The organism is Mycobacterium kyogaense (genome assembly GCF_003254575.1).
In the GTDB taxonomy this organism is placed as follows: domain Bacteria; phylum Actinomycetota; class Actinomycetes; order Mycobacteriales; family Mycobacteriaceae; genus Mycobacterium; species Mycobacterium kyogaense.
Genome location: NZ_QJUA01000019.1, coordinates 44,934 through 57,815, shown reverse-complemented (window position 1 = coordinate 57,815; position 12,882 = coordinate 44,934). Strand labels below are relative to the sequence as shown.

General features: G+C 66.3%; 15 protein-coding genes. 8 read left to right on the top strand and 7 right to left on the bottom strand.

Annotation, left to right across the window (positions count from 1 at the left end):
- Positions 1–84 precede the first annotated feature (84 nt).
- The gene (locus DMB80_RS14780) at positions 85–480 is read right to left on the bottom strand and encodes a MerR family transcriptional regulator (RefSeq protein WP_111510541.1); all 396 of its coding nucleotides are present in this window, start codon (positions 478–480) and stop codon (positions 85–87) included.
- Between the two features lie 72 nt (positions 481–552).
- Between DMB80_RS14780 and DMB80_RS14775 the strand changes: the two genes are divergently transcribed.
- The 3 genes from DMB80_RS14775 to DMB80_RS14765 are packed head-to-tail and all read left to right on the top strand — an operon-like array spanning position 553 to position 2,515.
- Positions 553–1,344, top strand: coding sequence for an alpha/beta fold hydrolase (locus DMB80_RS14775; RefSeq protein ID WP_111510540.1), 792 nt, complete (start codon positions 553–555; stop codon positions 1,342–1,344).
- Positions 1,341–1,799, top strand: a complete 459-nt coding sequence (locus DMB80_RS14770; protein ID WP_111510539.1) for an MFS transporter — start codon at positions 1,341–1,343, stop codon at positions 1,797–1,799. The genes DMB80_RS14775 and DMB80_RS14770 overlap by 4 nt, the downstream gene beginning before the upstream one ends.
- Positions 1,799–2,515 (top strand): MFS transporter, encoded by a 717-nt coding sequence (locus DMB80_RS14765; protein ID WP_111510538.1) that lies wholly within the window; start codon positions 1,799–1,801, stop codon positions 2,513–2,515. The genes DMB80_RS14770 and DMB80_RS14765 overlap by 1 nt, the downstream gene beginning before the upstream one ends.
- A 26-nt stretch (positions 2,516–2,541) precedes the next feature.
- Here DMB80_RS14765 and DMB80_RS14760 read toward each other — a convergent pair whose 3' ends face one another.
- Both DMB80_RS14760 and DMB80_RS14755 read right to left on the bottom strand, forming a co-directional pair.
- Positions 2,542–3,114, bottom strand: coding sequence for a TetR/AcrR family transcriptional regulator (locus DMB80_RS14760; RefSeq protein WP_162938535.1), 573 nt, complete (start codon positions 3,112–3,114; stop codon positions 2,542–2,544).
- Positions 3,115–3,157: 43 nt separating this feature from the next.
- On the bottom strand, positions 3,158–3,628 hold the full coding sequence (locus DMB80_RS14755) for a hypothetical protein (RefSeq protein ID WP_162938534.1): 471 nt from the start codon (positions 3,626–3,628) through the stop codon (positions 3,158–3,160).
- A 134-nt stretch (positions 3,629–3,762) separates the two neighbouring features.
- Here DMB80_RS14755 and DMB80_RS14750 point away from each other — a divergent pair, with 134 nt between their 5' ends.
- Positions 3,763–4,257, top strand: coding sequence for a DinB family protein (locus DMB80_RS14750; RefSeq protein WP_111510535.1), 495 nt, complete (start codon positions 3,763–3,765; stop codon positions 4,255–4,257).
- A 47-nt stretch (positions 4,258–4,304) separates the two neighbouring features.
- Here DMB80_RS14750 and DMB80_RS14745 read toward each other — a convergent pair whose 3' ends face one another.
- Entirely contained in the window at positions 4,305–5,756 is a 1,452-nt protein-coding gene (locus tag DMB80_RS14745) for an amidase (protein WP_111510534.1), read from the bottom strand.
- Between the two features lie 280 nt (positions 5,757–6,036).
- On the opposite strand from DMB80_RS14745, the gene DMB80_RS14740 reads away from it, so the two are divergent.
- From DMB80_RS14740 to DMB80_RS14730, 3 genes are all read left to right on the top strand, one after another.
- Positions 6,037–6,885: a virginiamycin B lyase family protein gene (locus DMB80_RS14740; protein WP_111510533.1), complete on the top strand. Its 849-nt coding sequence runs from the start codon at positions 6,037–6,039 to the stop codon at positions 6,883–6,885.
- A gap of 226 nt (positions 6,886–7,111) precedes the next feature.
- On the top strand, positions 7,112–8,158 hold the full coding sequence (locus DMB80_RS14735; RefSeq protein WP_205538690.1) for a sensor domain-containing diguanylate cyclase: 1,047 nt from the start codon (positions 7,112–7,114) through the stop codon (positions 8,156–8,158).
- Between the two features lie 81 nt (positions 8,159–8,239).
- Complete coding sequence (locus DMB80_RS14730) at positions 8,240–9,523, top strand: spinster family MFS transporter (RefSeq protein ID WP_111510531.1); 1,284 nt, start codon at positions 8,240–8,242, stop codon at positions 9,521–9,523.
- A gap of 17 nt (positions 9,524–9,540) precedes the next feature.
- Here the strand turns inward: DMB80_RS14730 and DMB80_RS14725 are convergent, their stop codons facing one another.
- Complete coding sequence (locus DMB80_RS14725) at positions 9,541–10,092, bottom strand: YaeQ family protein (protein ID WP_111510530.1); 552 nt, start codon at positions 10,090–10,092, stop codon at positions 9,541–9,543.
- Positions 10,093–10,155: 63 nt separating this feature from the next.
- Between DMB80_RS14725 and DMB80_RS14720 the strand changes: the two genes are divergently transcribed.
- Complete coding sequence (locus tag DMB80_RS14720; protein ID WP_111510529.1) at positions 10,156–11,598, top strand: HNH endonuclease signature motif containing protein; 1,443 nt, start codon at positions 10,156–10,158, stop codon at positions 11,596–11,598.
- Between the two features lie 85 nt (positions 11,599–11,683).
- Here DMB80_RS14720 and DMB80_RS14715 read toward each other — a convergent pair whose 3' ends face one another.
- Both DMB80_RS14715 and DMB80_RS14710 read right to left on the bottom strand, forming a co-directional pair.
- Positions 11,684–12,538, bottom strand: coding sequence for an SDR family NAD(P)-dependent oxidoreductase (locus DMB80_RS14715; RefSeq protein WP_111510528.1), 855 nt, complete (start codon positions 12,536–12,538; stop codon positions 11,684–11,686).
- On the bottom strand, positions 12,535–12,873 hold the full coding sequence (locus DMB80_RS14710; protein ID WP_205538689.1) for a nuclear transport factor 2 family protein: 339 nt from the start codon (positions 12,871–12,873) through the stop codon (positions 12,535–12,537). Before DMB80_RS14710 ends, DMB80_RS14715 begins: the two co-directional genes overlap by 4 nt.
- Between the last annotated feature and the right edge of the window lie 9 nt (positions 12,874–12,882).

Below are 12,882 nucleotides of genomic sequence, written 5' to 3'. Positions count from 1 at the left end.
CACCGAAAGCATCTGCATGGCAACAGCATCACAGAATCCGGGACTAGCTGCGATTACCCCTGAGGTAAGGCGGGCAGGGCTCCTTCAGCACTCGATGGGCCGCGCGGCGGCGAGGCCAGAATCGGACCGATCCGATGGCAGGCTCTGGCCCGACAGCAGCGCGTTGATCTTGCCGCGCTTGGCGGCGAGGTCGTTCAGTTGGTCGTCGATACCGCGCAGAGTCTCGCGGATCACGCCCGCCAATTGCGGGCACATGTCCACATCGTCACCGTTGAGGCAAGGCAACACTTTCCGGATGGTGTCAGAGCTGAACCCGGCATCGATGAGGGCCCGAATCCGTCGTACGGACTCCACAGCCGACTCGGGGTAGTCGCGGTACCCGTTCGCGTGCCGGCGTGATTGCAGCAGCTGCTGCTCTTCGTAGTAGCGCAGCGACCGCGTGGACACGTTGCATCGTTGCGCGAGTTCGCCGATTCGCATGAACCCTCCCGGTGTGACCGCCGTCCCAAACGCTTGACCTTCACGTAGATGTGAAGGTTTAGCGTCCAGGCTATGACAGGCCCACACCTCGTCGCAGATCCCGACGTCATCCAGATCGGAACCGGCTCGCCCCTGGTACTCGCCCACGGCGCCGGGGGCAGCGTCACTGCCAATTTCGGACACGTGATCGAAGCCCTGTCTTCGACCCGCACCCTCGTCGGAATGAACTACCCCGGATCGGGTGCTACGCCCGAAGACGTAGGTGCCCTGGAGCTCGACGTCCTCGCTGACTCGTTGGTGGGGGCGGCGGTCGAGGCCGGTTTCGAGAGATTCCCGATTCTGGGTCTGTCGTTGGGGACAGCTGTGGCCGTGACGGCGGCCGCCCGGCATCCGGACCGGGTGAGTGGGCTGCTCCTCACCGTCGGGTTCGCTCGTGCCGACCAGCAACTGCGGTTGGTGGTCGACACCTGGACCGCACTGGCGGCGAGCGGTGATCGTCACGCTCTTGCCGGTTACCTGGTGAGCCTGTCGTCCCCGGCGGTGCTCGGGAGTCTCGACGCTGCGGCAGCCGATGCGGCCGTGGCGACGACACAGGACAACTATCCGGACGGCGGGGCGGATCAGGCCCGATTGGCTACATCGATCGACACACATGATGCATGTCGCGAACTCGCTCTGCCCACAGTCGTTTTCGTCGCAGGACAGGACCGCATCGTACTACCTGAGTCCACCCGTCGACTGGCCGCGGAGATACCGGATGCGTCGATGATCGAATACCCCGATGCCGGCCACATCTTCACCCCCGAGGAAGCGTTGGTGTGGATCGACGACATCAGTGAATTCCTGGGCACACACGAGCTGTGACGGCGAGGAAGGCCCCCGCCCCGCTGCAGACGGCAGTACTGGCGGGGGCGCTGTTCGTGTATCTCACGGCCGAGATGTTCCCGATCGGCGTGCTGACCGATATGACGCGTGATCTGCACACCACCGAGTCCGGTGGCGGTCTGATGCTCACCGTGTACGCCCTGGTCGCCGGCGCTGCGATCTTGCCGACGGTGGCGCTGACTCGGCACGTCGACCGCCGCGCCGTGCTCGTCGGAGCACTGATCGTGCTCGCGGTGTCGCAGGCAGCGCTGGCGGTAGCGCCGAACCTGCCCGCGGCGTTGGCGGCCAGGGCGGTCGCCGCGATACCCCACGGACTGCTGTGGTCGACCGTACCGATCGTCGCAGTGTCGCTGGCGCCTGAGGACCGGCAGGGGCGGGCCACTGCGCAGGTCTTCCTCGGAGGTTCGGCCGCGCTGGTGGGGGCGCACCACTGATGACCGGACTTGCGTCGTGGATCGAATGGCGCGCCGCGGCCGGCGTGGTGGCGGTGGGGGCACTCGTGCTGGCCGTTCTGTCGTGGGTGAGCCTGCCCGCGTTGTCGCCGGATGCGACGACTTCGGAGAGGGCGCCTCGGGAGCCGTCTTGGCTACCACGCGTCGTAAAGGTCTGCGTCCTCACGCTGTTGGTGGTGACTGCAACCTACGTGCCGTACACGTTCTTCGCGCTCATAGCGCAGCCATATGGTTTCCGCGCGTGGTCCCTCGGCGGTCTGCAAATAGCCTTCGGCGTAGCGGGCTTGCTTGCCGTCGCCTTGATCGGCAGGCAGATCGACCGCAGTCTCGATGTCGCCGTAGCGCTGACCACGGTGGGACTGATGGTGGCGTTCGGTGTGATCGCTTTGTCACCGCCCGCACCCGTGTTCGTCGTCGGCGTGATCCTCTGGGGCGCGGCGCAGGCATGCGTGGCCCCGACGATGCAGAGCGCGGCGCTGCGTGGCGGTCCGGGCGCCCAGGTGATGGCGTCGGCGCTCTATGTCCTGGCGTTCCAGATCGGGATCAGCGCAGGCTCGTCGCTGGGTGGCGTGGTGTTGGACCGCTCAGGGCTCCTGTGGCTACCGATGTGCGCGCTGCTCGGGCTCATGCCCGTCGTGGCAGCGCTTGTGGCGCAAGGCATTCGGTCGACCTTCGCTTCAGCGACGAGGGGGGTTTGACGCACGACGTGCCCCTCGAGCAGTCATTACGGTGTCGAGATCCCGGCGAGCAGGACATCGGCGACATGGTCGGCGACGGTACGGGGGTCCAGCGTGGGATCAGAGTGCAGATAATCCAGCATGGAGTCGACCATCCCCTGGTAGGTGACCGCCAGGAGGTGTGGATCGAGGCCGGGGCGCAGATTTCCGTCGGCTTGTCCCCGCGCGATGAGCGCAGCCTGACGGGCGTGTAACTGGCGATATTCGTTGGCGCGCAGTGTCGTTTCGGGCACGTGCGGGCGCAGACCGATGGCGATGTGCCGGATGGCCTGAAGTTCAGCGGGGTGGGTGGCAGGCAACGTCGCGGCGCGGTGAATGGCTGATCGGAACAGTGCGGTCACGTCAGCGTCCATGTCGGTATCGGAGGCCACGGCCGCTTCCAGTGTCGCCAATGCCCGCCGTCCGGCGCTGAGCAACAGGTCCTCGAGGTCCTTGTAGTACCGCCAGAGCAGCCCCTTGGACACACCCGCAGCCCGCGCGATCGACTCGGCGGTGGCCGCGGACAGCCCGTCCTGGCCGATGATCTGGATGGTCGCGCTCTCCAGCTGCCGGCGCCTCACTTCGGCGCTTAGTCGTTGTCGCGGTGCAGAACTCATCGCTCTGTCAGAGCCGCTCGCGGATGACCAGAGCGATGACACCCAACATCAGCGCGGCGATGACCCACATCTCGCTCCGCATCCACATCGGGACGAAGCCGGGCCACAGCGCCTCGACCACATTGACCAGAAACACGGTGGCAGCAATCAGGCCGACCGCCCTCAACGCGGCGACGCTACCGCGACTGGCCGACCGCAGCCGGATCGGCAGCAGGGCGGCGAAACCGGCGACGATCACCGCATGCACCCATGCTGTCTGCGGCGCGGCCACCGGGTCGACCAGTGACAACACCAGCAGCGCGACGAGTGTCAGCACGGCAAGTACCAGATACAACCGCAGCAAGGTGGCGATGCCCGCCAGGTTGTTCGCAGGAAACCGAACGGTGAGCGACATGCCTACCACGCTAATGACCAAACGGTCATTAGGCAAGTCGTCACGATAGGACCTCCTGACCACCCGACGAATTCGGCTCGTCATCAGTCTGATTGGAGACTCGGACCACTCTGGTGTCCTGATCGGATACGGGACATAGGATCGTTGAGAGCATCGGCACCGCCGGTCATAGCGTGCCGTCCGGGGCGGAGCCGCGGTTGTTGTGATGGGAGGTTCCGATGGGCCCGTTCGACGTCTTGGTCGGCGATGAGCGCACGCAGCTCGACGCGTTCGTCGAGGAATATCGCCGCGCTATCGAGGCCACTGTCGACGGCCTCACGGAGGAGCAGGTGCGTATCCGGCTCGTGCCGTCGGCGACGACACTGCTCGGCTTGCTCAAGCACGTAACCTGGATGCAGCGAGTGTGGTTCGAGCAGTGCGTCGGTGGCACATCGCGGCGGGAGCTCGGCCTGGTTCAGAGTGTGGACGAGTCGTTCAGTCTCACCGACGATGACACGATTGCGACTGTGACCGCGGCCTTCGGCAAGGCCTGCGCTACGGCCCGGCAAGCGGTTGCCGGTCTGCCGCTAGACGCTGTCGTGACGGGTCACGAGGCTGGTCGACGCACAGTGCGCTGGGTGTATCTGCAGGTTCTACGCGAACTCGCTCACCACTGCGGTCACGCCGATATTCTGCGCGAACAGATTCTGGCTGGCGCACACGGACAGTCATGACCTAGCTGTCGCCGTGAATTCGTCTGCTCGAGGGTCGATTTCGCGTTCTACGTCGGCGGTCGGAATCCGCCGAGCTCCTGTTCGAGCAGTTCTGCCAGCATCAGCGGAGTGCGGTCCTCGAACATCGGACCGATGAGCTGCACGCCGACCGGCAATCCCTCGACGGATCGCCCTGCAGGTATGGCGGTTGCAGGCAGGCCGGGCATCGTGGCCAGACCGGCCCACACCAGTTGGTCGAAGAACGCGTAGTCGACGCCGTCGATGTCGATCCGGCATCCCAGTAGATCCGGGTTGTGGTCGTGCGGGAATGCGGGAGTCGGGGTGATCGGACACACCACGGCATCGAAGGCCGCGAACAGCTGTCGCCAATGGTGCCGATGGAGGTCGCGACGATGGATGGCTTCCATCCACTCGCGATGGCTCAACACCATTCCGCGCAGCCGCGCCGCGTTCAGACTGTGATCCTCCGGTCTCAGACGCGCCGCGCGGGTGCGCAGGACCTCGTGTTCGTCGACGGGAAAACGCGCCACCGCTCCGGAGAAGAGCAGGAGAGTGTAGAGCGAGGCGGCGTCGGCAAGATCGGGTAGCAGCGGGCTGTGCCGTTCCACTCGAGCGCCACCGGAGACGAGTGCGCGGGCCACTCGATCGACGCCGGCACGCACCGCGGACCCGGTGGCGATACACGGATGCTCCTCGAGAACGAGTACTCGGAAGTCGCCGAGCCTCTCGTGACGCGGGGCAGGCAGCGAAACCGTGTGTGCCACGCCGTGCGTCAGTGGGTCGGGTCCGACCATCACGTCGAGCAGAAGTGTCAGGTCGCCGGCGGTGCGGGCCATCGGACCGACGACGGCGAGGTCGGGGTCGGCCGGTAATGCCGGCGTCCGTGGCGGGGTCATGCCACGCATTGCCGCCAGCCCGAGTGTCGGTTTGTGCCCGTAGACACCGCAGAAGTGCGCGGGCGTGCGCAGTGAACCGGCGAGGTCGGATCCGATGGACAGCGCACCGAACCCGGACGCCAGGGCAGCCGCCGATCCGCCCGACGATCCGCCCGACGTACGACTGTGGTCCCACGGATTGGTGGTCACGCCGTACAGCTCATTGAAGCTCTGCAGACCCTGTAGGGCCGCCGGCACGTTCGTCTTGCCGAGCACCACCGCGCCGGCGGCCTTGAGCCGCGCCACCTGGACCGCGTCTTCGGACGGCACGAACCCCCGGTTCTCCGGCAGGCCCCAGGTCGTGGGCAACCCGGCTACGTTGAAGGACTCCTTGACCGTCACCGGAATGCCCAGCAGCGCCCGATCTTCACCACGTGCACGGGCCTCGTCGGCGCGTCGGGCAGCGTGGCGCGCCCGCTCGAAGTCCCGCACGCAGATCGCGTTGGTCGCCCCATCGCAGCGCTCGATTCGGGCGATCGTCGCCGCGGTCACCTCGGCCGAGGACACCTCCCCTGCGCGCAACGCGACCGTCAACTCTGCGGCTGATCGAAAGGTCAATTCCACGAGTCGGACGCTAGCGACTCCCGTCGCAGGCCATAAAATGTGGCTTCTCGCAACCCAGACATCCTGGATGACAACAGGTCTCGCGAACCGCAAGCATTGCGGCGGGCGCCGACGCGGACCAGCACGGGGTCCTGACGGAGGTGGTGTCGCAGCGAGAGCCTGATCCGGATAACGGGTTGTTCCACGGTGGCGCGATGTGTCAGGCTGCGGCGGTGCACATGCGCCGACATCAGCTGACCGTGTCACGCCTCTCCATCGTCGTCGCCGTGGTCACCGTCGCATGAGCCGCATCTTCGAAGTCGCCGTCGATGGCGGGCCGTATGCGTTGGCTGCCGGCCCCGACGGCGCGATGTGGGTAACGCTGGTCCATCGCGGCGCGATCGCGCGGGTGGGTGCCGGCGGAGACCTCGAGGTGTATCCGGTGGCCGAGGGAAGCAAGCCCTCGATCATCACCGCCGGACCGGACGGCGCGCTGTGGTTCACCCGCGCGGGCGACGACCGGATCGGCCGGATCTCCACTGACGGTATGCAAACCGACTACCAATTGCGCAGCGGCAGTGCCCCGTTCGGTATCACCACCGGACCCGACGGCGCGCTGTGGTTCACGGCCATGGGAAGCGGTGTCATCGGCCGCGTCGACGTCGACGGTGATCTCAGCGAGCAGGCGGCCCCGGGCGGCATGCCGTCGTCGATCATCACCGGACCGGACAACGCCCTCTGGTTCACGTTGAACCAGGCCAACGCCATCGGCCGCCTCCATCGCGGCCAACTCGAGGTGCGGACGCTGCCGACCCCCAACGCCGGTCCGGTGGGCATCGCCCAGACCCACGACGACGCGGTGTGGTTCACCGAGGTGCTCGCCGACAAGGTGGGCCGTATCCCGCTCAACGAGGCGATCCAGGAGCTCGACCTGCCGGGAAAGCCGCACGCGGTGGTCGCCGACCCCTCCGGTGGGGTGTGGGTCAGCCTGTGGGGCGCCGATCAGATCGCCCACGTCAGCGCTGACGGTGAGGTCGACACGATCGACCTGCCCGCGGGCAGCGAGCCGCACGGGTTGGCCATCGGACCGGACGGTGCGCTGTGGGTTGCGCTGGAGGCGGGCTTCGTGATGCGGTTACCCACGGCCTGACCTCTTGGCCGAAACGAACGACGCAGCGGCCCCGGCCCTCGTACATGACCGGGCGTCCGGGCGGTCATAGTCGGGTTCAGCGAAGTTTGCCGAACGGCAGCGTATGCCAAGTTATGATCTGGGCTCGTGAAAGAGACGCGGTGAAGACGGCGCCGCTACAACTCAACATGTGGGGGCGCGCATGTGGCACAACGAATTCCCGGTACCCGGGAACGAAGACCAGCGGATGAAGGTTCTCGCCGACTACAACATCCTGGACTCCCTGCCGGAGCAGGCATACGACGACTTCGCCAAGCTTGCGTCGGCGATCTGCGGCACGCCGATCGCGCTGGTCACGCTGGTGGATGACGACCGCCAGTGGTTCAAGGCGAACGTGGGACTGGACGTCGATGAGACACCCCGCTCACAAGCCTTCTGTGCACACGCGATCATGGATCCCGGAAGCGTGATGACGGTCGAGGATGCCACTACCGATCAACGCTTCGCCGCGAATCCCCTCGTGACCGGTGATCCCGGCATCCGCTTTTACGCGGGCGCACCGCTGGTGGCGCCGACGGGCGAGGCGCTGGGCACGATCTGTGTGATCGACCGCGAGCCGCGGAGTCTCAGCGAGACGCAGCGAGAGGCGCTCGAAATTCTTTCCCGCGAGATCATCGTGCAACTCGAACTCCGTCGAAGTATCGCCACCCTCGAGCAGGCCGTCCTGGATCAGGAGAAGTACGTCGAACTGCTGCAGGAGTACCAGCGGGACATCGAAAAGGTGAGGGTGCACCTGGAGTCGCAATCGGTCACCGATGTGCTGACGGGCGTGAAGAATCGGCGTTCCTTCGATCTCACGATCGAAGAGGACTTCATGCGGGCACGAGCGAGACGCACGACCTTGTCCCTGCTCATGATCGACGTCGACCACTTCAAATCCTTCAACGACGACTTCGGCCATCCCGCCGGCGACGAGGTGCTCCGATCGGTCGCACAGCTCCTGCAATCGGAAATGCGAGACTCGGACACTCTGTTCCGCTACGGCGGTGAGGAATTCGCGGTCGTTCTCCCCGAGACCACTTGCAAGGGCGCATTCGTGCTCGCTGAGAGGTTCCGGCGCACCGTGCAGAGGGCGCCCTGGCCGAAGCGCCCGATCACGATCAGCATCGGGGTGGCCGCGATCGACACCGATACTGGCTCGCCGCGGGACCTTCTCCAATCCGCCGACCAAGCGCTCTACAGTGCCAAGCAGATTGGCCGTAACCGGGTGACGATGGCCCCCAGCGCCACGTGAGTGCCCGCGTGCTCCCTCCCAGGCGGTGGGCACTGCAGGACGTCTGAGAAGCTGCTCGGTAGCGATTGACCGAGGAGAACGATGTCGACACCGCAGGACGCCGCGCGGCACACCGAGGCCGCGCACTCACCGACGCGCGCCTGGGGCGCCGTTGTGGTGCTCGCGCTGGTCGGCACCCTCAATTACGTCGACAGGTTCTTACCCGGTGTACTGGCTGAGCCGATCAAGCAGGATCTTGCGTTGTCCGACACGGCAATCGGTGTCATCAACGGCTTCGGCTTCCTCGTCGTGTACGCCGTCGTGGGCATTCTGATCGCGCGTGTCGCCGACCGCGGTGCCTTCGGTGCGGTGATCGCCGGCTGCCTGACGCTGTGGGGCGCGATGACCATGCTCGGTGGTGCGGTCCAGTCCGGTCTCCAGCTGGCATTGACGCGCGTCGGGGTGGCCGTCGGCGAGGCCGGTAGTACACCGGCGGCGCATGCCTATGTGGCGCGCAACTTTCTCCCGGACAAGCGGTCGGCTCCGCTGGCGGTGATCACCATGGCGATCCCGCTGGCCAGTGCGGCCAGCCTGCTCGGCGGCGGACTGCTAGCCGAAAGCATGGGCTGGCGGGCAGCTTTCGTGACGATGGGAGCCATCAGCGTGCTGTTGGCGCCTGTGGTGCTGTGGGTTGTCAGGTTCCGCCAGAGCCTGCCGACTCCGCCGCCGCGGCAGGACAGCGACACGCTGAAGTGGTGGGATCTGCTGCGCAAGCCCAGCTTTCTGGCCATGGTGGCCGGTACCGCGCTGGTGTCCGCAGCGGGCTATTCGTTGACGACGTTCGCGCCTGCGTTCCTGATGCGGACCCGGGGAATGACACTGGGCGAGGTCGGTGTCGAATACGGCCTGGCCACCGGCGCATTGGGGGTCTTCGGATTGCTCGTCGTCGGACGAATCGCAGACCGGCTGGCCGCTCGTGACGCACGCTGGTTGCTGTGGATCGTCGTCATCTTGATCGCGGCGCTCCTGCCTGCATCTGCGTTGGCGTTTGTCGTGGAGAGTCGTCTGTGGTGCGTCTGGCTCCTGGCGCTGGCCTATCTGATCGGCGTCGCCTATCTGGCGCCGTCCATCGCGGCGATCCAGCGCCTGGTCCTTCCCGAGCATCGCGCGACGGCGTCGGCCGTGTTCTTGTTCTTCAACGCGACGCTGGGTGCGGTCGGCCCGTTCCTGACCGGCGTGGTCAGCGATTCACTGACTGGTGCCCTGGGCTCCCAGTCACTGGGAAGGGCACTGCTGATTCTCGTGCCGACCATGCAGTTGGTGGCGATCGGGTGTTATGCGCTTGCTGCGCAATGGTATCGGCGCGACATCGTTGCAGAACCCTGAACAGCGAAGGGCAACCGTCACATGAGTGAGTCGGGCGTGAAGGTGACGTCGACGTCACCGACGGTCATCGTCACCTGACCTTCGATCAGCATCAGCTGAGCCGATATCCGTCGATCGACAGTCTGCGCCAACTGCTGCACCGGCTGGTGCGGTATCTGCACCACGGACAGGTTTTGTACCCCGGCCACTTTGGGGCCGACGGTGCGCCACCAGGTGGCCACGCCGGCGGCGAACGGGAACAGCACAACCTGGTCGGACTGGCTGGCCGCTTTGCTCAGGACACGTTCGTCGGGCTGGCCGACGACGATCCACTCCAGGATTCGGCCCGTGTAGTCGGCGAGTCGCACGTCCGGTACGCCAGGGGTGGACAGGCCCGGTCCGAACTCCAACTCGCCGTCGACGTCGCTGAGCCGGTGTGCCCGCAGGCCAAAGGCCAACAATCGCACCACCATCCGCTCATCGGTCTCACTCGGGTGACGAGCCACGGTCAGAGTGTGATCGGCGTAGTAGCCATGGTCGACGTCGGAGACACCGAATTCGACTTTGAACACCGTTGCAGAAAGAGCCACACCACAGTGTCCATCGTTGCGCCGGCCGTCGACGCAGCGCGGACGCAGATTGTCGGTGGTCGAATGTATGTTCGAAGTGTGTCGGAGGTGCAGCAGGTGGTCGCGGGGTTACGGGCCGCTGTCGATGCTGTGCTGGCCTGCAGCCTGGATCGGTCCACTGCTGCCGAGGTGGTGGAGCTGCTCGACGAGCTCGAAACCGCGGGGTGCCGGCTCCCGGCGGCGCAGCATCGGGCGTTGGCGCGGTTGCAGGTGGAGACGTCTGCGGTGCAAATGGGGGCGAAGAACTGGAAAGACGTCCTGGCGATCCGGTACCGAATCAGCGGGTCGGAAGCGAACCGCCGGCTGAGTGAGGCGGCGCTACTTGCCCCGCGGCAGTCGATGACCGGAGAACCCCTACCGCCGGTCTTGCCCGCGACCGCAGCCGCCCAGGCCGAGGGGCGAATTACCCCCGAACATGTGGAGGTGATCCGTAAAGCGGTCGACGACCTCCCGAGCTTTGTCGACGCCGCGACCCGGGAGCAGTTCGAGGCTGAGGTGGTGCGCATCGCCACCGGTGCCGGCCCGAAAGCCACCCGCGACGCCGCAGAGTTGGAGCTGTTCCTGCTCGATCAGGACGGGCCCGAACCCGACGACGCCGAACGCGTCCGCAAGCGGGGGTTGACCAAGAGCCCGCAACGTCGCGACGGCATGACGCAATGGCGGGCCGGCCTCACCCCGGAGGCGGCGGCGGTGTGGGAGGCGATCTTCGCCAAGTACGCCGCCCCGGGCATGTGCAACCCCGACGATGAGGAACCCTGCATCTCGGGGACGCCGACGCAAGCCCAGATCGACAACGATCACCGCAGCCTGGCCCAACGCCAGCACGACGCGTTGGTGGCGGTAGGTCGGATCGCGTTGATGAGCGGCGAGTTGGGTCAGCTCAATGGGTTACCGGTGACGGTGATCGTGCGCACCACCCTGCAGGACCTGGAATCGCGCGCCGGGATCGGGACGACCGGTGGCGGTACCCGGCTGCCGATCAAGGACGTGATTCGCATGGGTTCCCACGCCAGCCACTATCTGGCGGTGTTCGACCGCGCCACCGGCTCCGCACTGGACCTGTTCCGCACGAGGCGGGTGGCCTCGGCCGCGCAGCGGGTCATGTTGATCGCGCGTGAGGGGGGCTGCACCAAACCCGGTTGCCCCGTCGGCGCGTATGGCTGCCAGGTGCATCACGTCACCGCCGATTGGTCTGAGGGCGGGGTGACCAACATCGACGATCTCGGTCTGGCCTGCCCACCCGACAACCGCAGCGTCAAAGACGGCGGCTGGAGCACGTCGATGAACGCCCGCCACGAAGTCGAATGGACCCCACCACCGAACCTCGACACCGGACAAACCCGGATCAACACCCACCACACCCCCGAACGCCTCCTGCGTCCACCCGACGAGGACGAACCCACACAGGAGACAGCCGACGCGTCAGAACCCGGCGGACCCGCACCACCTGACAACCAGGTCGCCTGACAGGCGGCACCTCATCAACGCCCTGGTGGGTCCTCACCGAGCGGTGGCACAGGGTGTCACGGGTTCAATTGTGCTGCAGGAGCGGTCATCCGCCCAGGGCCGAGTTCGGGAAGTCGGCACTGCGGGAGAGTTCCTCGTTGGACCGGATGTCGGCCAGCGCACCCTCGAGCGTGTCGACCACCGCATCGAAGCCACCGTTGCCGAGCACCAGTCGCCGGGGAGGCGGGTCCTGGGCCATCGCCGCGAGCACCGCACGGGCGCCGCGGCGCGGATCGCCGGGCTGCACGCCGTCCATCTCGACGAACGTCGCCTTGACCTGTTCGAGCATGTCGTAGTACTCCGGAATCGGCTCCGCGACAGGTTCATCCGCGAAGCCGGCGTATGCGTTGGTGCGGAACGCTCCCGGCTCGACCGCCAACACGGAGACACCCTGCCCGGCCAGTTCCTCACGCAGCGTCTCGGTGACGGCTTCGATGGCGAACTTCGTCGCGCTGTAATAGCCGAACCCGGTCGCTGCCACCAGACCCGCCACCGACGACACGTTGACGATCCACCCGCTGCCGCGTGCCCGCATTCCCGGCAGCACCGCGCGCGCCACGGACAACACCGCAAAGAAGTTCAGCTCGAACATGGCGCGCACAGTCGACTCCGCCATCCCCTCGATCGAGCCGAACCATCCACGGCCGGCGTTGTTGACCACCACGTCGATGCCGCCGAACTCGTCCTCGACCGTCTGCACCGCGTGCCGAACCTGGGCAGCGTCGGTGACATCGAGCGGCACGACGAGAACGCGGTCGCCGTACTCTTCGGCCCACGCGGCGAGCTCTTGTGGCCGCCGCGAGGTGAGCGCCACACGGTCGCCCGTCTCGAGCGCCGCCTCGGCGAACGCCACCCCGAGCCCGCCGGGCGTACCCCCTGTGATGAACCACCGCCGCGTCATGGCTCGATCACCAACCGGGCGATCAGTGCGCCGTCCAGCGTGAACCGGTAGTGCAGGTCGGCTACTCCGCCGGGGAAGTTGCCTTCGAGGTGTTGTCCTACGACGATGGTGCTTTCGGTGATCGTCACACCAGTCAACTCGGCGGTGTAGGTGTACTCGCTGGCCGCGGTCGCGATCCACGTCCCGATCTCGTCGTGGCCCGTGAAGTCGTGGCCCTCGTCGGTCACCACGGCATCGGTGGTCAGGGTGGCCAGCGCATGATCCACCTGACGGGCATCGAGTGCCGTCATGAAAGTTCTGATCGTCTCCGGGAGCTCATCCCATGCTGTTGTCATGACACGACG